The sequence below is a fragment of the Actinopolymorpha sp. B11F2 genome (assembly GCF_040195635.1).
GTDB lineage: Bacteria > Actinomycetota > Actinomycetes > Propionibacteriales > Actinopolymorphaceae > Thermasporomyces.
Window position 1 is genome coordinate 1 of sequence record NZ_JBEFTX010000015.1, and the last position, 19,764, is coordinate 19,764.

Below are 19,764 nucleotides of genomic sequence, written 5' to 3' on the forward strand. Positions count from 1 at the left end.
ACAAGCCGCAATCGCCGGGTACCTCCGCTGGCACAACAAGCGAGCACGACCGAAACGACGATTCGCGATCGACTCCAAGATCCGCCGCCCCGATTACCTACCCAACGTTGCTTGACGCAGCACTAGTGCAGCAGTTGGCTCGTCAAGCATGAGCAGCAAAGGCTGCCTTCGCATGAAGGCTCGTGCAAGGGCCAGCCGCTGCCACTGCCCTCCCTGACGTCGGCTCGCCGGTGCCGCAAAGCAGCCGTTGAGGGCGGCACTGGAAACTGGCCGCGCGTCTGGCAGGGGCGAGCCGGCGTGGGAGAATCCGCTCGTGCAGATCGGGATGCTCGGACCATTCGAGGTTCGCACGGACGACGGCGCCTTGGCCGACGTGCCAGGCGCCCGGTTGCGTGCACTGTTGATCGCCCTCGCCCTCGGCCGAGGTCGCGTCATCCCGAAGTCGGTACTCATCGACTGGATCTGGGGTGAGAGCCCGCCCGCCGATGCGGCGAATGCCCTGCAACGCTTGGCCTCCCGGCTGCGGAAGGCGCTGCCAGGAGGTGTGATCGAGGGGCAGGCGGGCGGCTACCGGTTGGCGGTGGACCCCGATGCCGTCGACGCGCTGCGGTTCGAACGCCTCGTCGCTGTGGCTCGCAATGAGGAGGATTCACGGCGGACGCGGCTGCTGCGCGAGGCCCTCGCCTTGTGGCGTGGTGCGGCCCTGCAGGATGTCGGTTTGGAGGACAGCGCAGAGTTCGACGCGGTGGTGACTCGGCTTGAGCGGCTACGCCTGACCGCGATGGAGGATCGGTTCGATGCGGAGGTCAACCTCGGCCACGGTGCGGCGCTGGTCCCGGAGCTGACCGACGTGGTGGCCGCGCATCCGGTGCGAGAACGGCTGGTTGCCGCGCTGATGCGTTCCCTCGTTGCGGCCGGTCGCAAAACCGAGGCGCTGCTCGTGTACGAGCGCACGAGGCAGGCCCTGGCCGACGCGCTGGGCGCCGACCCCTCGCCGGACTTGTCGGCCTTGCACGTCGCGTTGCTGCGGGGCGAGCTCGGGCAGCGGGAGGAGAACCGGAGGACCAACGTACGGGCCGAGCTCACGAGCTTCGTCGGCCGGGACGCCGATGTCGCCACGGTTCGCGAACTCGTCGCGCAGCATCGGCTGACCACCCTGATCGGGCCGGGCGGCTCGGGGAAGACCCGGCTGGCCACGGAAGCCGCACGCCCGCTGGTCGGCGACCTGCCGGACGGGGTCTGGCTGGTGGAGCTCGCCGCCAGTGGCGCCGACGGTGACGTGGCCCAGGCGGCGCTCACCGGACTCGGGCTCCGGGATGCCCTGCTCGGCGCGGCACCGAGCGCGGACCCGGTCGAGGGGTTCATCGCCGCGATCCGCGAGCGAGAGATGCTGCTGATCCTGGACAACTGCGAGCATGTGATCGAGGCGGCGGCAGCGTTCGCCGATCGGGTGCTCGGGGAGTGCCGGCGGCTGCGGATCGTGGCGACGAGCCGGGAGCCGCTCGGTATCACCGGGGAGGCGCTGTGGCAGGTCGAGCCACTGGCGGTGCCAACCGAGGCCGGCCGTGCCGAGGCGGCATCTTCGCCTGCCGTCCAGTTGCTGCGGGACCGGGCCGGCGCGGTGCGCCAGGATCTCGGGGTCGACGACCACACCAAGGCGTTGATGGTACGGATCTGCCGGGCGCTGGACGGCATGCCGCTGGCGATCGAGCTGGCCGCCGCCCGGTTGCGCACCATGACCGTCGAGCAGCTCGCCAACCGGCTCGACGACCGGTTCCGCCTACTGACCAGCGGGAGTCGTACCGCATTGCCGCGACACAGGACGCTGCGGGCGGTGGTCGACTGGAGCTGGGAGTTGCTCACCGATGCCGAGCGAATGGTGCTGTGCCGGCTGTCTGTGTTCTCCGGCGGGGCAGGCCTGGAGGCGGCCGAGCGGATCTGCATGGGCGAGGCAGTGGAGCAGGATCAGGTGCTGGAGTTGCTGACCTCGCTGGCCGAGAAGTCGCTGCTGGTCACCGCTGGCGACGGCGCCCCGCGCTACCGGATGCTCACCACGATCAGGGAGTACGCCGCGGATCGGCTCGCCGAAGCGGGCGAAACCGACCAGGCTCGGCAGGCACATCTCGGCTACTTCACCGAGCTCGCCGAGACCGCGGAGCCGCACCTGCGCCGCGCCGAGCAACTGGAATGGCTCGCCAGGCTCGAGGCCGACCATGACAACCTCAGCGCCGCGCTGCGGGCGGCGATCGCGGCTGGTGACGCCCAGGCGGCGATGCGGCTCGCGGCCGCCACCGGTTGGTACTGGTGGCTCGGCGGGCGTCGGACGGAAGGCCTCGAGCTGCTGATCGCTGCCGCCAACCTCCCGGGCGAGGTGACCGATGACACCCGAGCCATGACGTACGGGCTGGTCGTGCTCTACGTGACCTCCGGGCGGGGCGACGAACATCTCGGCGCGGAATGGATCCACAAGGCGTACCGGTTCAGCCAGCAATGCCAGCAGGGAAACCCGCTGCTGGAGTTCGCGATCCCGCTGGAACGGCTCCTGCGGGCACCGGAGGAAGCGGTGACCGCGTTCGAGTCGTTGCTGGACAGCGTTGACCCCTGGGTACGCGCCATGGCTCGGTGGCAGGCCGGCAAGATGCGGACCATGGTCGGGCAGGGCGGCCGGGAGGTGGAGGCGCAGCTGGAGCAGGCGCTCGCGGAGTTCAGGGCGCTCGGCGAACGGTTCGGGATGTCGCTGGCCCTGTCCGAGCTTGCGAACCAGCTCGGCATCCGGGGCGAGTTCGCCGATGCCTGCGAGTACTACGAACAGGCGATCGTGGTCCTCACCGAGATCGGCGCCGTCGAGGACGTCATCGAGGTGCGGACCCAACAGGCGCTGCTGTACTGGCTTGACGGCGATCGCGACGCCTGCGCGGCCGCCATCGCCGACGCTGAGCGGAGCGCCGAGGGTGTTACCTGGCCGTACGCGCTGGTCACCTTGGCGCTCGCCAAGGCGGAGCTTGCTCGCCTGCGTGGCGACGCCGACGGCGCCCGCCAGCAACTCGGCCACGCGACCACCCTCCTGGGCGATGCCGCGGAGCAGGCGAACAACCGCGCACAGATCCATGACGTGCTCGGCTACCTGGCCGACGATCTGCGAGAGTCCCGTACCCACCGCGTGGCTGCCTGGCAGGCGGCATCCGAGGCGGGAGCGCCACCCGTGATCGCCAAGATGCTGGTCGGAGTCGCGGACCTGGCTGTTCGCCTCGGCCAGTACGAACAGGCGGCGCGGCTGCTCGCGGCCAGCGTCGGCGTACGCGGGCTGCCCGACCGCTCCCAACCGGATGCGGCCCGGATCGAGCAGGACGTGCGACGTCACCTCGGCGAAGCACGGTTCGCCGAGGTGACGCAGGAGGGTGCGCAGACGAGTTGGTCTCAGCTGGTCGAGGTCACGCTCGCCTCCTGAGGGTCGAGTGCCGCGCGCTGAAGGGTGATGTCGCCGTGCCGCGTGCGGGCGAAAACCGAGACCTTGGCCTCGGCTGCGCCCAGCTCTCCCGGCGAGGAGATGTAGTTGTGCACCGCCCCTCGCTCGCTGTTGACGTCGATGGAGGCAGCGATGCCCTCGCTGATGCCGACCTCGATGTTGCCCGAGCCGTTCCTCAGCCTGGCTTGACCGTTGGCCATCCGGCCGATCCGGATGGCGCCGCTGGCCGTCTCGGCGGTGACGTTGCCGTCGGCGCGGTCGATGTCGAAGTCGCAGCTGCCGCTGCTGAGATCGACGTCGGCCGCGGCGTGGCCGATCCAGGCCTGCCCACCCGAGTTCGAGAGTCCGACCGTGCCGTCGACCTCGCCGATCCGCATCGCGAACGCCCCGCCGTCGATGCTGGCACGCCCGGCGATGTGGCCGATCTCGACCTCACCGGACGCGATGCTCGCCCTCAGCGCGTCGATGCGATCCAGCTGCACCTGGCCCGATGCCATGTGCACCTCACACTGGCCGATCGGGCCGTCAACCTGAACGCTGGAGTGTGCAAGGTACGCGGCCAGGCTGGAGCAGGCGGGCAGGTCGATCGTGATGGCGACCGAGCCACCCCTTTCCCCGGGGGTGGTCGTCTTGACCGACAGTTGACCGCCGGCGAAGTCGACCTTGGTCTTATCGGCCACCTTGACCGACCGGCTCGCGGCGTTGAGGGTTCGACGAGGACCACGGTGTCGGTCCGGTCGCTCGAGGTGACCCGCACCTGAGCGCCGGCGACCTCCACGGTCGCGGCGACAGGCCCTGGCGTGGCGAACGTAGGCATGACAGGTTCTCCCCTTGCTTCGTACGTGATCTTGTGGGTGGGCGGCTCGAGCGCCTCGGCTGGTCAGGCTCGCTTCTTGAAGGTGGAGAGCGCCCATACGTACCCGACCAGGGCGACCCCGACGCACCAGGCGACGGCGACGATCGCGCTGCTCACCTGAGGCTCACCGGTCAGCAGCCCGCGCAATGCCTCGTTGATCGGCGTGAAGGGCTGGTACTCGGCGAACTGCCGCACACCGGGACCCATGGTGCCGGCCGGCACGATCGCACTGCTCAGGAACGGCAGCATGATCAGGGGCACGGAGGCCATCCCCGCCGATTCCGGAGTTTTGGCGAACAACCCCAGGGCGACGGTGAGCCAGCTGGTCGCGAACGTGACGAGCACGAGCAGACCGATGGCGCCGAGCCATTCTGCGAAACTCGCGGCCGGCCGGAATCCCACGGCGAACGCCACGCCGATGAGGGCCGCGACGCCGATCAGGCTGCGGAACATGCTCGAGGCGACATGAGCGCTGAGTACGGCACTGCGGGAGATGTCCATCACCTTGCACCGGTTGATGATCCCCTTCGTCATGTCGGTGTTCACGGCCAACGCGGTCGCACTCAGCCCGTAGCTGATGGTCAGGATGATCATGCCCGGCGTGATGTAGTCGATGTAGTTGCCACTGATGTCGAAAGCGCCACCGATGACGAAGGTGAACATCAACAACATCACGACCGGTAGCAGGACCGAGTTGAAGACGGTGACCGGGTTTCGGATGGTGTGCTTGAAGTTGCGACCCAACATGGTCGTCGCGTTGCTCATTGTGCAGTCACCTCTGTGCTGGTACGGCCGGTCAGGGACAGGAAGACGTCGTCGAGGTCCGGGGTGTGCACCGAGAATTCCTCGACCTCGATGGAGTGCGCGTCGAGTCGGTCGAGCAGGGCTCGTACCGATTTCGCCCGGCCGTCGCTGGGAACCCGCAAGGTCAGGTCCTCCTCGCCGCGCGTGGCGCTGGTCAGGACCCGCAGCGCCCCGTCGAGCTCGAAGTCGCTGGCGAACTGAAGCCGGACATGGCTCCCAGGGATCTGACGCTTGAGGTCAGCGGGAGTGCCCTGGGCCACCAGCTTGCCCTGGTCGAGCACCGCGATCCGGTCCGCGAGCCGATCGGCTTCCTCCAGGTACTGGGTGGTCAGGAAGATGGTGACGCCCTCGGCCACCAGGAGGCGGATGGTGTCCCACATGGTGCGACGGCTGCGCGGATCCAGTCCTGTCGTCGGCTCGTCGAGGAAGATGATCTTGGGCTTGCCGACCAGGGTCATCGCCAGATCCAGTTTCCGGCGCATACCGCCGGAGTAGGTCGCCGCCATCTTCTGCGCCGACTCCGTCAGGTCGAAGCGCTCCAGCAGGTCGGTGACAACCCGCTTGCTCTCGCCCGAGCCCAAACGCTTGAGATCCGCCATCAACTGGAGGTTCTCCTGGCCGGTCAGCAGGTCGTCCACCGCGGCAAACTGGCCGGTGACCCCGATGGCCGCGCGGACGGCCTTGGTCTCGGTCGCCACATCGTGGCCGGCGACGCGTACCGTGCCGCCATCGGCCTTCATCAGCGTGCTCAGCACGTTGACCGTCGTCGTCTTGCCCGCCCCGTTCGGGCCGAGCAGGGAGAAGATCGTGCCCGCGGCAACATCGAGATCGATGCCGTCAAGAACGATCTTGTCTTTGTACGCCTTCCGCAGCCCTGAAGCCGCAATCGCTGATCTAGTCATGCGACCACCATCGGTGCCCGGCCTGCCACCGACCTGACACGCTCCTGACACGACGGCTGACACCTGGACGGGTGCGGGCTCCGCGGCACCGTCAGCGGCCCGATCATGGCCGATTGTCGGCGCGCTGGGCTACGTTCCGCCCATGAACCGGATCGACCGCCTCTACGCACTGGTCGAGGAGCTCCGGGCTGCCGGGCCGCGGGGCCGCACGGCCCGACAGCTGGCGTCCCATTTCGAGGTGAGTGTCCGTACGATCGAGCGCGACCTCAGTGCGCTCGGCCAGGCGGGCGTCCCGCTCGCGACCAGGAGCGGGCGCGCCGGCGGCTACACGCTCGACCGCTCGATGAGCCTGCCGCCGCTGAACTTCACGCCGCGCGAGGCCGCGGCCGTTGCGGTCGCGCTGAGCCAGTCCGAGCACGTCTTGTTCGCCAAGGATGCCCGCAGCGCGCTGCAGAAGATCGTGGCCGCCATGCCCGACCGTGCGGTCGAGGAAGCGTGGCAGGCCGCGGAGAAGGTACGGCTGCTCGTGCAGTCGGCACCGGAGCCCGACGCCGAGATCGCCGAGGTCGTGTGGCGAGCCGTACGCGACAACCACGTGCTGCGGGTCGTCTATATCGACGTCGGTGGGGTCGAGACCACCCGCGAGGTCGAGCCGCAGCACGTGGTTGTCGGGCCCAACGGGTCCTACCTGATGGCGTGGTGTCACCTGAGACAGGAAGATCGCGTCTTCCGGATGGATCGCATCACCCAGGCCGAGCGCATCTCCTCACCTCGACCGCAGCGTGCGGCCCCGGAACCGCTGGTCGACGGCCACGTCACGAAGGCGCCGGCGTCCGCACTGCGGCCCGAGCGATCCCTGCCAAACACCGACATAGGGCTGTCGCGAGGCCGCGAGACGGTGGATTCAGCCCGCCGCCCCGGCAGGTGATCCGACGCAGAAGGAGACACCGATGACGAACCCCGCTCCCGCCACCCTGGCCTGGTTCGAGGTCGCCACCAGCGACCCCGACGGCGCCCAGAAGTTCTACGGCAGCCTCTTCGACTGGACCTTCGCCGCCGACGGCCCCGCGGCCTCCGGCGGCATGGACTACCGCAACATCACCGCCTCCGGCGCCGACGCCCCGATGGGCGGTCTCTTCGGCACGGGCGGCAAAGTGCCCGACCACGCGGTCTTCTACATCCTCGTCGCCGACGTCGAGGCAACCTGCGCCGACGCCGAGCAGCTCGGCGGTTCGGTGATCGGCAAGCACCTCGACCCCGGTCCTGGCGCCCCGAAGTTCGCCTACCTGCGCGACCCGTCGGGCAACCAGTTCGGCATCTTCACCCCGCCGGCGGCGGCCTGATGGCGCGAGGCTCGAAGGGCACGTCCCCGTCGGATGCCTCCGGCGGGGACGACGCCCGCGACGTCTACGACGAGCTCACCGACGACCTGCTCTACGACCCCGCGATCGGGCGCGCCACGATGATGGGCTATCCCTGCGTACGGCTGGCAGGCAGGTTCCTTGCGTCCTACGACGACAAGCTCGGCTCGCTGGTGGTGAAACTGCCGCGCGAGCGGGTCCTCTCGCTGATCGCCAGCGGTGACGGCGAGCCGTTCGCACCAGCAGGCAGGGTCTTCCGGGAGTGGGTGGCGGTGCCGCGAGTCGACCGCGCCCTGTGGGAGGCACTCCTCGCCGAGGCCGTCGACTTCGCCCGCAAGGGAATCGCCGAGCAAGCCTGACGGTCGGGCGGGCCCCATCTCCCTCAGGGCGGCCACGCACTCGTTCTGTGGGGCTCGAATGCGGCCCGTCCGCGGTGACGCTCTTGTGCACCGACGGCGGAGCTCGTTCGAGGGCGGCCTCCCTTGACCGCAGGCCGCGAGCGGGCTACCTTGGCCTTTAAACCCATTGGTTGAAACGAGGGCGCTGATGCCGACCGACGTCCTGTCCAAGGTCTTCACCGCGGTCGCCGACCCGACCCGCCGCGACATGGTGGCCCGACTCGCGGTCGGCGACCGCACGGTGAACCAGCTCGCCGAGCCGTACCAGATGAGCGTGCAGGCCGTGTACAAGCACCTGCGGGTGCTGGAGCAGGCGGGCCTGGTGAGCCGGTTGCGTGGCCCACAGCCGCGGCCGGTTCACCTGGAGACTGGGGCGTTTGACCTGATGGACGAATGGATCGAGCGGTACCGCCGCCAGGCCGAGCAGCGCTACCAGCGCCTCGACCGCGTACTGGCCGCCATGAACGAGGCCGACGAACACGAGGAGCACCAGTGACCGAACGAAGTGAGGGCATGAAGAGACACAGCGCCACGATCGAGGCGGACCGAGCCCTCCCCATCATCCGCATCGCGCGCGAGTTCCGGGCCACACCGGAGCAGGTGTTCCGGGCTCACACCGACGCGGAGCTGTTCAAGCAATGGGTCGGCCCGGACACCATGCGCACGCGCATCGACCACTGGGACGCGCGGACCGGCGGCAGCTTCCGGTTCGTGTCCATCGCCGGCGACGGCACGGAGTACGGGTTCCGCGGCTGCTTCCACGACGTGCGCCCGGACCGTATCGTGCAGACGTTCACCTTCGAGGGCGAGCCCGATGGGGTGGCCCTGGAGACGCTGTGGGTCGACGATCTCGGCAACGGCCGGAGCCGGCTGCGCACGCAGTCATTGGTGGACAGCTTCGAAAGCCGCGACGCCTGGCTGAAGAGCGGCATGGAGATCGGCGTGGAAGACGGCTACGCCAAGCTCGACAGGATGCTGGCCGATGGCACTGTCTGACCTGCCCCCCGCGGAGCGGCATCGCCAGATCGCCGGCGGGTTCACCGATCACGTCCGCGGGGCCAAAAACTGGGACGCCCCCGCGCCGGTCGCCGGCTGGACCGCCCGCGACGTGGTGCGCCACCTCGTCGAATGGTTCCCCTCGTTCCTTGCCGCCGGTGCCGGCGTCGAGCTGCCGAACGGACCAAGCGTGGACGACGACCCGGTCACAGCCTGGCAGGGACAAAGCCGCGCGGTGCAGACGCTGCTGGACGACCCGGAGACCGCGCAACGGTCGTTCGCCAACCGGCACATTGGGGAGCTACCTCTGGACCAGGCGATCGACCGGTTCTACACCTCCGACGTGTTCATGCACACCTGGGATCTTGCCCGCGCCACCGGCCAGGACGACCAGCTCGACCCCGAGTTCTGCGCGGTACTGCTGGCCGGCATGGAGCCGATCGAAGAAGTGATGCGCTCCTCGGGCCAGTACGGTCCACGCGTACCGACCCCCGACGACGCCGACACTCAAACCCGGATGCTCGGCTTCATCGGCCGCGATCCGTTCTGGACCCCGCGCTGACGGCTTCCGTTGGGGAACCCTCCGGGCTGCTGTTCGTGCGGAACCTCCACAACTCCCGGCCGGGCACGATGGGCCAGGCCACTAGATATGCCTTCCAGGTAGAGATATCGGGCGCACCTGCCTGCTCGATTCTGTGCTGGATGGGCTCCGGACTGCCTCCGCGGCGCGAGTAGCATCCGAGGTGAGTCGGTCGCAACAGGGAGTGACGCCACGTGGTCCAGACCCTGCACCGTGGGGGAGGGATCCCTGCCGATGTGACGAGTTTCGTCGGACGTCGGCACGCGACGAGTGATGTCAAACGTCTCATGTCGAGGTCGCGGTTGGTGACGTTGACCGGTGTCGGTGGTGTGGGCAAGTCGCGGTTGGCGTTGCGGGTGGCAGGCGACATGATCACGCAGCTCCAGCGCCGCCGCCACCTTCTGACCCACCAACGCACGTGTGGGCGGTGCCTGCCCTGTCGGTACCTGGGACCCGTGGGGCGGATGCGGACAAGTCGCCGGTCGATCGGTCCGCCAGCCGGTACGAGGCGTTGAGGTTGTTCGAGGACCGGGCGGCGGCGGTGCTGCCAGGGTTCGTCGTGGGTCGTGACAACCAGGATGCTGTGGCCCTGTTGTGCAGGCGGTTGGACGGTCTGCCGCTGGCGATCGAGCTCGCGGCGGTGCAGGTGCGGGTGTTGTCGGTGGAACAGATCCTGGACCGGCTCCAGGACCGCTACCGCCTGCTGATCCGGGGCAGTCGTGTTGGCCCGCCACGACACCAGACGTTGCAGGCGGCGATCGACTGGAGTTACGCCCTCTGCTCTGCCACCGAGCAGGCGTTGTGGGCACGATGTTCGGTCTTTGCCGGCGATTTCGACCTGGAGGCGGTCGAGAGCATATGCGTCGGCGATGATTCTCCTGAGGTGGCCGTCACCGATGTGCTCGCACTGGTGACGGGTCTGGTCGAGAAGTCGGTGCTGGTTCGGGACATGGCCGGCAATTCCGCACGGTTCCGGTTGCTGGAGACGATCCGGGAGTACGGCCGGGAACGGCTGCTCGAGGCCGGGCAGGAGGATGAGTTTCGTCAGCGGCACCGTGACTACTACCTGCGCATGGCGAGCAGGCCGATGCGGGTTCGTTCGGTCCGCACCAGGCCCAGTGGGGTGCGCGCCTGCGTGCCGAACGGGCCAACCTCTGGGCCGCGCTGGACTTCAGCCTCACCGAACCGGGCGAGGCTGGCGCAGGGCTGCGGCTGGCCAGCGACCTGTGGTTCTACTGGATCGCGGGCGGGTTCATCCGGGACGGGCGCTACTGGCTGGACCGGGCACTCACGCTGAACACCGAGCCCAGCCCCGAACGGGCCCGAGCCCTGTGGATCAACGGCTGGGCGGCATCCCTGCAGGCCGACACCGACTCGGCGAGGGCGCTGCTGGTCGAATGCCGCGACCTCGCCCGGGACCTCGGTGACACATCCGCGGCCACCCATGCAATCCAGTTCCTCGGGATGGCGGACCTGTTCGACAACAACCTGGTCAGCGCCTCGCGCCTGCTCGACGAGGCACTGGCCGGCTACCGCAAGTCAGGACGATGGGACGCGCCCGCGTTGATCGCTTACGTCGCGCGTGCCGATGCCGCGTGCATGCGGGGTGACCTCGACCGCTCCCTGGCGCTCGCCCAGGAGTGCCAGCGCATCTGCGCTGGTCGCGGCGAGCGATGGGCGGCGTCGTGGGCCGAGTGGATCGTGGGCCTGCGCTGGTGGGTCGTGGGTGACCGGGTCAAGGGGGCCATGCATCTCCGAGGGTGCCTGCGCAGCAAGGACGACCTCAACGACTTCCTGGGCATCCCGTTCTGCCTCGAAGTGCTGGCCTGGGTCGCGGCCTCCGACGAGGATGCGCATCGGACGGCCGTGCTGTTCGGGGCGGCGGAGATGATGTGGAAGCCGATCGGCGCCCAGCTGTTCGGGTACGAGATCCTGCTCGACTGGAGCCAACAATCCAGGGCCCGTAGCCGGGAGGCGCTCGGAGAAGCGGCCTATGACGCTGCCCGCCACGAGGGTGCAAGCCTCACCCAAGGGGAAGCGGTCGCCATGGCGCTGGGCGGGAAGGTCACCTCGACCAAGCCTCCCGCCGCGGCGCCCGTGACCGCGGCGGCGACGCTACTGACCAAACGCGAACGGGAGGTCGCCACTTTGGTCCATCAGGGTCGGACGAACCGGGAGATCGCGGCGGAGCTGGTGATCTCGCGGCGTACGGCCGAAGCCCACGTCGAGAACATCCTCACAAAGTTCGGTTTCACCTCACGGGCGCAGATCGCCGGTTGGGTCGCCAGCCAACAGCAGTGGTGATGTCGACCAGGCAGAAGATGGCACGGCGACCTATGCGGTTTGGGATTGGCATGCGTCAGAGGAGATCGGGCAAGCTTGGTCTCATTGCCGACGTACGCCGGGAGGGACCGTCCAGTGTTGACCACCGATCGTCTCGTACTTCGTCGGTGGCGGGACGGCGACCGTGAGCCATTCGCGGCGCTGAACGGCGACCCTGAGGTGATGGAGTTCTTCGTAGCTACGATGACCCGCGAGCAAAGCGATGCGTTCGTCGAAGTCATCGAGGCCGGCATCACCGAGCGTGGGCACGGTATGTGGGCTGTGGAGCTGGCCGAAACAGGTGAGTTCATCGGCTGCGCCGGGCTGCTCTACCAGACGTTCGACGCCCACTTCACGCCCGCGTTCGAGATCGCGTACCGGTTCGCCCGCAGCGCGTGGGGTCACGGCTACGCGACCGAGGCGGCGAAGGCGGCAGTGGCATACGCATTCGAGCAGGTCGGCCTCACCGAGATCGTGTCGATGACGGCAGTGCTGAACACGCGGTCGCAGGCCGTCATGGGTCGCCTTGGCATGTCGCACGATCCGGCGGATGACTTCGACCACCCGCGTGTTCCGCCTGGCCACCCACTGCGCCCGCATGTGCTGTACCGCCTAAGCATCGACCAATGGCGTGGGCCCCAACCGACATCGCACACGTGACGGCCCTTCTGCCTGTGCTGGTGTCCTGACCGCGTGACGTCCGAGCGACCATCCGTACAGGCAGGCAATTCGTTCCGACGGATATACCTGCGCCGAGACCGAGATCTCCTCTGCGAGCGGCGCTTGCCCAGGGCTGGCATGATCGCTCAGCATGCGTACGACCTACCCTCGACGGCAACTCGACCTCAAGACGTATACCGCCCGGGCACAAGCCGCACCGTGCTTCATATGCAGAGTGGTCGACGGATCGAACCCACACGAGCACCCGCCGATTTACCGGGACGACACGGCGATTGCCTTCCTCAACCGCTTCCCCACGCTTCTCGGGTACGTCCTGGTCGCCCCGATCCAACATCGGGAAAACGTCGTTGCCGACTTCACGATCGAGGAGTATCTCCGGCTGCAGGCGGTCGTGCACCGAATCGGTGTAGCCATCTCAGAGGTTCTGCCCACCGAGCGGCTGTACGTTCTCAGTCTGGGAAGCAAGCAAGGCAACTCGCACGTGCACTGGCACCTTGCGCCCCTGCCTCCCGGTGTGGCGTATGAAGAGCAGCAGTTCCAGGCGCTGATGATGGAGTCCAAAGGGTATCTCGACGTACCGAAGGAGGATCAGGCCGCACTCGCCTACGCGATCGCTTCCAAGATTCCACCGGAATGATCCACCGAGGAAGTTTGCGTCGGGCGACCGGGTGAAGGCCATGCAGGCGTCTACATGGTCATAGCTGTGTAGATGGCCGGCCAAACCCCTTTGATCCATCGGCGCCGGGCTGTTGGAATGGCCGGCATGCCCTTGGGCTCGTATACGGAGTGGCAACACGCTCAGACGAGTACGCCACGCTCGGTGCTGACCGAGCTCGTACGCCGTGCTGTGGGTGCCGGGATCGACCGCGTGGACCGGATCGTGGAGGGGTACTCGAACGAGGTCTACCGGGTCCGGTGTGCCGACGAGCAGGATGTGGTGGTCCGGATCCTCCGGTTCGATGACGGAGACCTCGCCACCAGCTCGGCGGGCGAGGCCGGGGCGATCGAGAGTGCCCGTGCCGCCAGCGTGCCCGCCCCGGAGATCCTGCTCCAGGACACCGTACGGATCGATTACTCCGAGTTCCCCGTCATGGTGCAGCGCACCGTGCCCGGCCGTCCACTCGGCGAGGTCATCAGTCGCCTCTCGCAGCACCAACGCCACGACGTGCTCGCCGAGATCGGCGGACTGATTGCCCGAATCAACGGATCCATGTCGATGACGAACGCGACTGGCCGACCGCGATGGCGGCCGAGTTGGCTGCCCGACATGTAGCACGGGACAGGATCCTTGCCGGCGGGTTTTCGGCGCTTCAGTTCGACCGGATGCTCGACCTGCTGGAGGGATACGTCCGCGACTTTCCCTGTGCGCAATGGGTGCTGTGCCATGGTGACCTCGGCCCCAAGCACATCTTCGTGACCGGTGACGGCAGGGACGGCGCGGCCGTACGGGTGAGCGGGATCATCGACTTCGGCGACTGGCAGCCCGGTGCACCGGTCCACGACCTGGCGGTGCTCCGGGTTCGCGCCCCGCAGTTGGACCTGCTGCCGCTTCTCGCCGGCTACGGCGCGCCGGCTGAGAAGACGTACCGGCGGCAGTTGGACTTGCACACGCTGATCATCGCGTTGGATTCGTTCGAGTTCGGCGTGGCTGAGGACGACCAGGCCTGCGTCGAGCGCTCAGGCCACCTGATTCGCACCCTGATCGCCGACCTCGACGAGCCAGGCTTCTAGCGGCCAGGCAGCCCAAAGAATGACGCCCAGGCCAGCGCAGGTTGCACGCCCTCGGTCGAGCTATGGCGCCGCGGTGGGCATTGAGGTAATCAATGACGTGGCCCGACCAGTGTTCGGTGCCGGTACCGCGCTGGCTGTCAGATGGCGTGAGTGTCGATGTCGTCGAGGTTCCACGCGTGTTCGTGGCCGACGACAGAGAATCCGACGCTGTGGTAAAGGCCGTCGTCTCTGGCAAGTTCCTCGGTGGTTCGCAGGCCCGCAATGCTGGCCCCCTGGCGGCGGGCCTCGGCACAGGCGGCCCGTATGACCGCCGATGCAGCGCCTCGCCCGCGGGCCGCCGGAAGCGTGGCGATACTCCAGATGTTGGCGACGTCTCCGTCGATGAGAAGGCTCCCCGTAGAGACCGTCTGTCCGTTCTCACGGACAGCCAGATAGGTCATGGTGCCGGGGGCGTGATAAAAGTCGGCCTCGTTGTCGGCCTTCACGGCCTCTTCTTCGTCCACGCCTGCGTAGACCTGGCCGACAACCGAGCGGAGTTTGGCGAGGCTCTCGGGATCAGTGGCGACGGTCGCGGAGAACTCCGGCGCGTGGTCGGCTGTGTCGTCGAGTGACCTGAGGTCGAGCGCCATCATCGTATGCGGCCCTTCACTGTCCTGGTGAGCACCGACGGAACGCAGCAGGGACACGGCCGCCGGGTCGAAGCTTGTGGCGACACCCCGGATCTCAAGGTGCCCGCCTGGAGCCCGTTGATGGCTCCGCTGAACTGCGCGTAGGACGTCGTTCAGTGGAACTCCGCTGCCGGGAATGAGCCGGACGGGATCTCGATGACCACCGGTGGTGTTGCTCTCCCAGAGACAGGCCGCGCCCGGAAGGACCTCGGAACGAGTCGTTACCTTCGGCCTCGGGAGGCTCCCGAGCCGGTGAAGTCCCCGCAGTTCGGCGCTGAAGACGAGATTCTCATCAATGATCAATGCGACCTCCTCGGCAATGCAGCCATCGGTCAACCTACCGCCCGGAAGCTGACGAATTTGGTCCGTTGCCGCCGGGCCGCCCGCAAGGGCGGTAGCCGGGCGATGCGTCGCGTCAGCGGCCCGCTGATCTTGAGCCGCGTTCGGCAAAACCGCCGCCAGCGTCGGGGTCGATAGCAGAGCGGCGGCCGCGGGGTCCCACGAAGCCGGGGCCATTCCCGCCCTCACGTCGGAACAACGATGACACCGCCCAAGAGACCGGCGGACCGACCAGGAGCAGCGCTGTCACCGCAACGGTGGCGCCGATGAGAGCGCCCGCGACAACGTCGTGGGGATAATGGACGCCGGCCACCACGCGCAGCAGCGCCACAACCACGGCGAGCGGCAATGCCACCACGGACAGGCGTGGCCGGAGCACCACCAGCCCAGCAGCGATCCCTGCCGCGAGCACGGCATGGTTGCTCGGGAACGACCAGTCACCCGCACCCGGGCACTCCGTGACCGCACTGACGCCAGACAGCGCGAAGCATGGCCGTTCCTCGTCCACCACCAGCTTCAACGCCTCACTCACCACGTAAGCGGCAACAGTCCCGGCGCCCACCGAAATAGCCCCGGCGACACCGCGCGCGTCCCTGCCACGGACAGCCGCCCTCCACACCCACAGCAGGAGAAGTCCGAGCGCCACCAACCCACCTTCGGTCGCCACCGGCAGGGCCGATCCCACCCAGGACGGCGCGTCGTCCATCACCCCGGACACCGACCGGTACACCGACGCCGATGCGCCACTGGTGACCCTCACCGGTCCGGCCTCGCCCAGCCCACCCGGGGAGAGCCACACAACAGCAATCGCCCCCGCAGCAGACAATGCCAACGAACCCAGCAGCCGCCCGCCGATCCGGAGTTTGTGTACGGCTCGCCCAATCGGAATTTCGCGCGCCGTTCCAAGATCCGCCAACCCGATTACCTACCCAACGTGCGCCCCGCTTTAATCGCAGCCGAGATCAACGGCCTCCTGTTCGTCTGGCCACACTATGGTGCACATCTCAGCCAGGACGAGCGCCAGCGGCTGACGCACCGGCTCCGTCAGCCCACGCGCAACTGGCACTGCGTGTAGCCTATTCGACCGCGTCTCAACATCGTCACATTCGCATTGAGCCCGGGCCTTTATCCGGCCTGTTGGCGCGAACACGCCACCACGGCGTACTCCGCGTCGAGGGGAAGCCCGCCGGTGAAGACGAACACGCCGGCCTCACGGGACCTCCGCCGGCAGCGACCGCCGTCATGCGCCCGACGAACGGCCGGACCTCGGCCTGCGCCGGCAGGCACCCGACCCGTCCGCCGCCAGCTTCGAGGCGCGTTCGGCTTCAGCGACGGACGCGGTAACGGATGTGGGTCGCCTCGGGCGTGTCGATCACTCGGACGATCTCCAATTCGATACGCGACGGCAAGACGTCGAACTGGCGGCGACCACCGCCGAACAGCACCGGGATCTGATGGATCTGGATCTCGTCCAACACCCCGGCCTCGAGTGCGCGCTGCGCCGTGTATGCGCCGTGTACCAGCACGTCCCGGTCGCCCGCCGCAGCCTTGGCCTGCGCCATGGCGCTCTCAATCCCGTCGGTCACGTACGTCACCAACGGATAGTTGGCGACAGAGGGAGGCGGCGGCCGGTGGCTGGGCACGAAGATCGGCACGCCATGATGATCGCCTTTCCAGTGGTCGACTTGCTCCATGAGGCGCCGACCGGCCAGTACCGCACCGGTGGCGTTCCATTCGTCTATCAGCTCTCCGGCAGGCCCGGACGGCCGGAAGAACTCCCCTTCCGGCGTGGCGAACCACTCGTGCAGCCGCATGAAACGGTCGCCGCCGGGGTTGCCCGGTTGGTCGTTCGGTCCCGCGATGTACCCATCGAGTGACATCGACATGTAGAGCACTGATGCAGACATTCCGGCCTCCGGCGGTCTCGATCCGAATTGACTTGACGTGGTGTAGACCCGGCATGGCGCCATAACTCACCGGCCAGCCCAGAACCAAACCTCCGCGCGCGACCGCCACAACCTCGAAAGATCCGGCATCATCACGTGGATTGGGGCCAATGCAGGGCGAATGCCGTAGAACATGCGGGCATTTAGTCCGCAGGTCGTCGGGACATACGATGGTCGTGCTGTTTCGCTGAAGGGCTTCATGGCGACTGTGACAACGCAGGCACCTCGCCGGGAGACCGGTGGCATCCCGGCCGAAGTGACCAGTTTCGTAGGGCGTCGGCAGGCAAGCGCTGATGTCAAACGAGTTCTGTCCGAGTCGCGGTTGGTCACCCTCACCGGCGTGGGCGGTGTGGGCAAGACCCGGCTGGCCCTGCACGTCGCGCAGAGCGTGAGTCGCGCGTTCCCGAATGGGGCGTGGATGGTGGAGCTAGCCAAGTTGGACGACCCTTCGCTGGTCGGCAACGCTGTGGTGACGGCGTTGCGGCTGACGGACTCCATCACCGACGACCCCGAGGCGGTGCTGACCAATTACCTGGCGAACAAGCGACTGCTGCTGGTACTCGACAACTGCGAACATCTGCTGGACTCGTGTGCCCGACTGACGCACAGCATGCTCGTGTCGGCACCAAACGTGCGGGTGTTGGCAACGAGCAGAGAACCCCTGAACATCTCCGGAGAGCACATATGGCCGGTGCCGCCGCTCTCGGTTCCCATGGCGGGTGCCTCGCTTACGGAGGAGTCGGCACACCGCTACGAAGCGCTGCAGTTGTTCGAACAGCGTGCGTCAGCCGCCGTTCCTGGCTTCACTATCTCCCCCGCCAACGAGGAGACGGTGGCCCGGCTGTGTCAGCAGCTCGAGGGACTGCCGTTGGCGATCGAACTGGCCGCCGTACGACTGCGAGCACTGTCCGTCGAGGAGATCCTCGAGCGGCTGGAGGATCGCTATCGTCTCTTGACGGGCGGTGGTAGGGAGGCGCCACCGCGCCATCAGAGCTTGCGTGCCGCCATCGAATGGAGCTTTGATCTCTGCTCGGAACTCGAGCGGAAATTGTGGGCCACGCTGTCGGTGTTCGCCGGCGACTTCGACATGGAGGCCGCCCAGGTGGTCTGTGCCGTTGCGGGTCTCGCCCCGGACGACGTTTTCAACGGCATGGTCGGTCTGGTGGAAAAGTCCGTCATGAGCCGCAAGGACCACTCAGGCCACGCCCGCTATCAGATGTTGGAGACGATCCGACAGTTCGGTCGCGAGCAGCTGAACCCGATCGACGAGCGCGCCATCCGCCGCGGCCACCGCGACTACTACCTCCGCCTTGTCGAGGAGGCCGAGGCCGACTGGTTCGGACCACACCAGATGGACCTGTTGCGCCGCTTCGCGGTCGAACAGCCCAACATCTTTGCGGCATTGGAGTTCTGTCTCACCGAGGCGGGCGAGGCACGTGCCGGGATGCGGCTGGCGTACCTGCTGTGGTGGTACTGGTTCGGCGTGTCCATTCGTGACGGCCGCTACTGGCTGGGTCGAGCACTGGCACTGGACCAGCAGCCAAGCAACGAACGGGCCCAGGCGCTGTGGGTCGACGGCTGGTTCTCGTCCTCCCAGGGCAACTACAAGCATGCCTTGCCGGTGCTCCACGAGTGCCGCGACCTGGCCCGAGACCTGGGCGACGAGCTCACACTCGGCCACGCGATGCAGTTCATTGGACTCGCCAAATGGTTCGAGGGGCGACTACCCGAAGCGGTGACCGCGCACGAGGAGGCGTTGGTTCACTACCGCGCTGCCGGAGCCGTCAATTCACTCACCGCCCTGGCCATGATCGACCTCGGGATGACCGTCGCCATGTTGGGCGACCCCCAACGGGACGTGGCACTGTGCGAACAAGCCATCGCCATGTGCCAGGAGCGTGGGGAGCGATGGGCGCAGTCCTGGGGGCTATGGCACATCGCGTTCGCACGTTGGCTCCTGGGCGACCTCGCACAGGTGAACACCTACGCCAGAAGCGCCCTCCAGCTCAAGCGCCACCTCGACCACGTGGGTGTCGCCTGGTGTGTCGAACTGCTCGCCTGGAGCGCCGCGGCGAGCGGCCAGGCTGAACACGCCGCCGTGTTGTTCGGCATCGCTGAGACCCTGTGGGAACCGATTGGCGGTGGGCGGTTGTCGGGCTGGCAAGGCCTGATCGACTGGAGCGACGAACGTCGTGAGCAAGCCCGGAAATCTCTTGGCGCGCAGGCGTTCCAGGCGGCGTTCGACCGCGGGCGCGGCCTCGCCATCGACGTCGCATTTGCGTACGCCTTGGGCGAGTCTCCGACGGTGGCTTGCGCCGAGGAGTCGTTCGAAGGCAGGGCGTCCACGAGGCAGGCGTACGAACAGCTGACCAGGCGGGAGCGGGAGGTCGCCGAGCTCGTCGCCAACGGCCTGTCGAACAAGGACGTGGCGGCCACCCTCGTGATATCGCAGCGAACAGCTGAGTGCCACGTCGACCACATCCTCCGCAAGCTCGGCTTCACCTCGCGCACGCAGGTCGCGGCATGGTTCATCGAGCAACGGAACTAGACAACACCGCGAAACCCTGCCGTGAACCTGCCACCATCACCAGTTCGTGAACGACCCGTCGGCACGCCGACCCGAAGAGGCCGTCAACCTCACGGACTCATGACGCTGCTCCTGTTGCGGCCGACCCGCCTCAGGACATGCGTGATGAAGGCGGCGCATCCCATCA

20 protein-coding genes and 1 pseudogene are annotated in these 19,764 nt (G+C 67.5%); 14 read left to right on the plus strand and 7 right to left on the minus strand.

Annotated features, from left to right (window positions below; translation table 11 throughout):
• Positions 1–123: 123 nt before the first annotated feature.
• A pseudogene (locus ABN034_RS34540) lies at positions 124–213 on the minus strand (ATP-binding cassette domain-containing protein); the annotation flags it as partial.
• A gap of 100 nt (positions 214–313) precedes the next feature.
• Between ABN034_RS34540 and ABN034_RS24060 the strand changes: the two are divergent.
• Complete coding sequence (locus ABN034_RS24060; protein WP_502879086.1) at positions 314–3,448, plus strand: ATP-binding protein; 3,135 nt, start codon at positions 314–316, stop codon at positions 3,446–3,448.
• On the opposite strand, the gene ABN034_RS24065 is transcribed toward ABN034_RS24060, so the two are convergent.
• The 3 genes from ABN034_RS24065 to ABN034_RS24075 all read right to left on the minus strand — a co-directional run bounded on the left by ABN034_RS24065 (position 3,418) and on the right by ABN034_RS24075 (position 6,028).
• On the minus strand, positions 3,418–4,146 hold the full coding sequence (locus tag ABN034_RS24065) for a DUF4097 family beta strand repeat-containing protein (RefSeq protein ID WP_349693271.1): 729 nt from the start codon (positions 4,144–4,146) through the stop codon (positions 3,418–3,420). The genes ABN034_RS24060 and ABN034_RS24065 overlap by 31 nt on opposite strands.
• 200 nt (positions 4,147–4,346) lie before the next feature.
• The gene (locus ABN034_RS24070) at positions 4,347–5,087 is read right to left on the minus strand and encodes an ABC transporter permease (protein WP_349693272.1); all 741 of its coding nucleotides are present in this window, start codon (positions 5,085–5,087) and stop codon (positions 4,347–4,349) included.
• Entirely contained in the window at positions 5,084–6,028 is a 945-nt protein-coding gene (locus ABN034_RS24075) for an ATP-binding cassette domain-containing protein (RefSeq protein WP_349693273.1), read from the minus strand. Before ABN034_RS24075 ends, ABN034_RS24070 begins: the two co-directional genes overlap by 4 nt.
• A gap of 142 nt (positions 6,029–6,170) precedes the next feature.
• On the opposite strand from ABN034_RS24075, the gene ABN034_RS24080 reads away from it, so the two are divergent.
• The 12 genes from ABN034_RS24080 (at position 6,171) to ABN034_RS24135 (ending at position 14,097) form a co-directional block, all read left to right on the plus strand.
• A complete protein-coding gene (locus tag ABN034_RS24080; RefSeq protein WP_349693274.1) occupies positions 6,171–6,956 on the plus strand; it encodes a helix-turn-helix transcriptional regulator in 786 nt (261 codons plus the stop codon).
• Positions 6,957–6,978: 22 nt separating this feature from the next.
• Positions 6,979–7,371: a VOC family protein gene (locus tag ABN034_RS24085; protein WP_349693275.1), complete on the plus strand. Its 393-nt coding sequence runs from the start codon at positions 6,979–6,981 to the stop codon at positions 7,369–7,371.
• Entirely contained in the window at positions 7,371–7,748 is a 378-nt protein-coding gene (locus tag ABN034_RS24090) for a hypothetical protein (RefSeq protein WP_349693276.1), read from the plus strand. The genes ABN034_RS24085 and ABN034_RS24090 overlap by 1 nt, the downstream gene beginning before the upstream one ends.
• Positions 7,749–7,935: 187 nt before the next feature.
• Entirely contained in the window at positions 7,936–8,283 is a 348-nt protein-coding gene (locus ABN034_RS24095; RefSeq protein WP_349693277.1) for an ArsR/SmtB family transcription factor, read from the plus strand.
• Complete coding sequence (locus ABN034_RS24100) at positions 8,280–8,783, plus strand: SRPBCC family protein (RefSeq protein ID WP_349693278.1); 504 nt, start codon at positions 8,280–8,282, stop codon at positions 8,781–8,783. Before ABN034_RS24095 ends, ABN034_RS24100 begins: the two co-directional genes overlap by 4 nt.
• Entirely contained in the window at positions 8,770–9,345 is a 576-nt protein-coding gene (locus ABN034_RS24105) for a TIGR03086 family metal-binding protein (RefSeq protein WP_349693279.1), read from the plus strand. The genes ABN034_RS24100 and ABN034_RS24105 overlap by 14 nt, the downstream gene beginning before the upstream one ends.
• Before the next feature lie 445 nt (positions 9,346–9,790).
• Positions 9,791–10,660 (plus strand): ATP-binding protein, encoded by an 870-nt coding sequence (locus tag ABN034_RS24110; protein WP_349693280.1) that lies wholly within the window; start codon positions 9,791–9,793, stop codon positions 10,658–10,660.
• A 167-nt stretch (positions 10,661–10,827) separates the two neighbouring features.
• Positions 10,828–11,667 (plus strand): helix-turn-helix transcriptional regulator, encoded by an 840-nt coding sequence (locus ABN034_RS24115; RefSeq protein WP_349693281.1) that lies wholly within the window; start codon positions 10,828–10,830, stop codon positions 11,665–11,667.
• Positions 11,668–11,781: 114 nt separating this feature from the next.
• The gene (locus tag ABN034_RS24120) at positions 11,782–12,345 is read left to right on the plus strand and encodes a GNAT family N-acetyltransferase (protein WP_349693282.1); all 564 of its coding nucleotides are present in this window, start codon (positions 11,782–11,784) and stop codon (positions 12,343–12,345) included.
• Between the two features lie 235 nt (positions 12,346–12,580).
• A complete protein-coding gene (locus ABN034_RS24125; RefSeq protein ID WP_349693283.1) occupies positions 12,581–13,003 on the plus strand; it encodes an HIT family protein in 423 nt (140 codons plus the stop codon).
• A 183-nt stretch (positions 13,004–13,186) separates the two neighbouring features.
• Complete coding sequence (locus ABN034_RS24130) at positions 13,187–13,639, plus strand: phosphotransferase family protein (protein ID WP_349693284.1); 453 nt, start codon at positions 13,187–13,189, stop codon at positions 13,637–13,639.
• Positions 13,609–14,097, plus strand: coding sequence for a phosphotransferase (locus tag ABN034_RS24135; RefSeq protein WP_349693285.1), 489 nt, complete (start codon positions 13,609–13,611; stop codon positions 14,095–14,097). The genes ABN034_RS24130 and ABN034_RS24135 overlap by 31 nt, the downstream gene beginning before the upstream one ends.
• A gap of 137 nt (positions 14,098–14,234) precedes the next feature.
• On the opposite strand, the gene ABN034_RS24140 is transcribed toward ABN034_RS24135, so the two are convergent.
• From ABN034_RS24140 to ABN034_RS24150, 3 genes are all read right to left on the minus strand, one after another.
• Positions 14,235–14,726: a GNAT family N-acetyltransferase gene (locus ABN034_RS24140; protein WP_349693286.1), complete on the minus strand. Its 492-nt coding sequence runs from the start codon at positions 14,724–14,726 to the stop codon at positions 14,235–14,237.
• A 454-nt stretch (positions 14,727–15,180) separates the two neighbouring features.
• On the minus strand, positions 15,181–15,864 hold the full coding sequence (locus ABN034_RS24145) for a phosphatase PAP2 family protein (protein WP_349693287.1): 684 nt from the start codon (positions 15,862–15,864) through the stop codon (positions 15,181–15,183).
• 565 nt (positions 15,865–16,429) lie between these two features.
• Positions 16,430–16,990 carry a dihydrofolate reductase family protein gene (locus tag ABN034_RS24150; RefSeq protein WP_349693439.1) on the minus strand — a complete coding sequence of 187 codons (561 nt, stop codon included), beginning with the start codon at positions 16,988–16,990 and terminating at the stop codon, positions 16,430–16,432.
• A 259-nt stretch (positions 16,991–17,249) separates the two neighbouring features.
• Here ABN034_RS24150 and ABN034_RS24155 point away from each other — a divergent pair, with 259 nt between their 5' ends.
• On the plus strand, positions 17,250–19,598 hold the full coding sequence (locus ABN034_RS24155; protein ID WP_349693288.1) for a LuxR C-terminal-related transcriptional regulator: 2,349 nt from the start codon (positions 17,250–17,252) through the stop codon (positions 19,596–19,598).
• Positions 19,599–19,764 lie beyond the last annotated feature (166 nt).

What these genes read in the sequence shown, in the direction of transcription:
- ABN034_RS24150 (WP_349693439.1), bottom strand. Translation starts at nt 16,990, where the DNA reads ATGTCGATGTCACTCGATGGGTACATCGCGGGACCGAACGACCAACCG.
- ABN034_RS24080 (WP_349693274.1), top strand. Translation starts at nt 6,171, where the DNA reads ATGAACCGGATCGACCGCCTCTACGCACTGGTCGAGGAGCTCCGGGCT.
- ABN034_RS24070 (WP_349693272.1), bottom strand. Translation starts at nt 5,087, where the DNA reads ATGAGCAACGCGACGACCATGTTGGGTCGCAACTTCAAGCACACCATC.
- ABN034_RS24135 (WP_349693285.1), top strand. Translation starts at nt 13,609, where the DNA reads ATGGCGGCCGAGTTGGCTGCCCGACATGTAGCACGGGACAGGATCCTT.
- ABN034_RS24105 (WP_349693279.1), top strand. Translation starts at nt 8,770, where the DNA reads ATGGCACTGTCTGACCTGCCCCCCGCGGAGCGGCATCGCCAGATCGCC.
- ABN034_RS24115 (WP_349693281.1), top strand. Translation starts at nt 10,828, where the DNA reads ATGGCGGACCTGTTCGACAACAACCTGGTCAGCGCCTCGCGCCTGCTC.
- ABN034_RS24090 (WP_349693276.1), top strand. Translation starts at nt 7,371, where the DNA reads ATGGCGCGAGGCTCGAAGGGCACGTCCCCGTCGGATGCCTCCGGCGGG.
- ABN034_RS24075 (WP_349693273.1), bottom strand. Translation starts at nt 6,028, where the DNA reads ATGACTAGATCAGCGATTGCGGCTTCAGGGCTGCGGAAGGCGTACAAA.
- ABN034_RS24095 (WP_349693277.1), top strand. Translation starts at nt 7,936, where the DNA reads ATGCCGACCGACGTCCTGTCCAAGGTCTTCACCGCGGTCGCCGACCCG.
- ABN034_RS24155 (WP_349693288.1), top strand. Translation starts at nt 17,250, where the DNA reads ATGGCGACTGTGACAACGCAGGCACCTCGCCGGGAGACCGGTGGCATC.
- ABN034_RS24085 (WP_349693275.1), top strand. Translation starts at nt 6,979, where the DNA reads ATGACGAACCCCGCTCCCGCCACCCTGGCCTGGTTCGAGGTCGCCACC.
- ABN034_RS24140 (WP_349693286.1), bottom strand. Translation starts at nt 14,726, where the DNA reads ATGGCGCTCGACCTCAGGTCACTCGACGACACAGCCGACCACGCGCCG.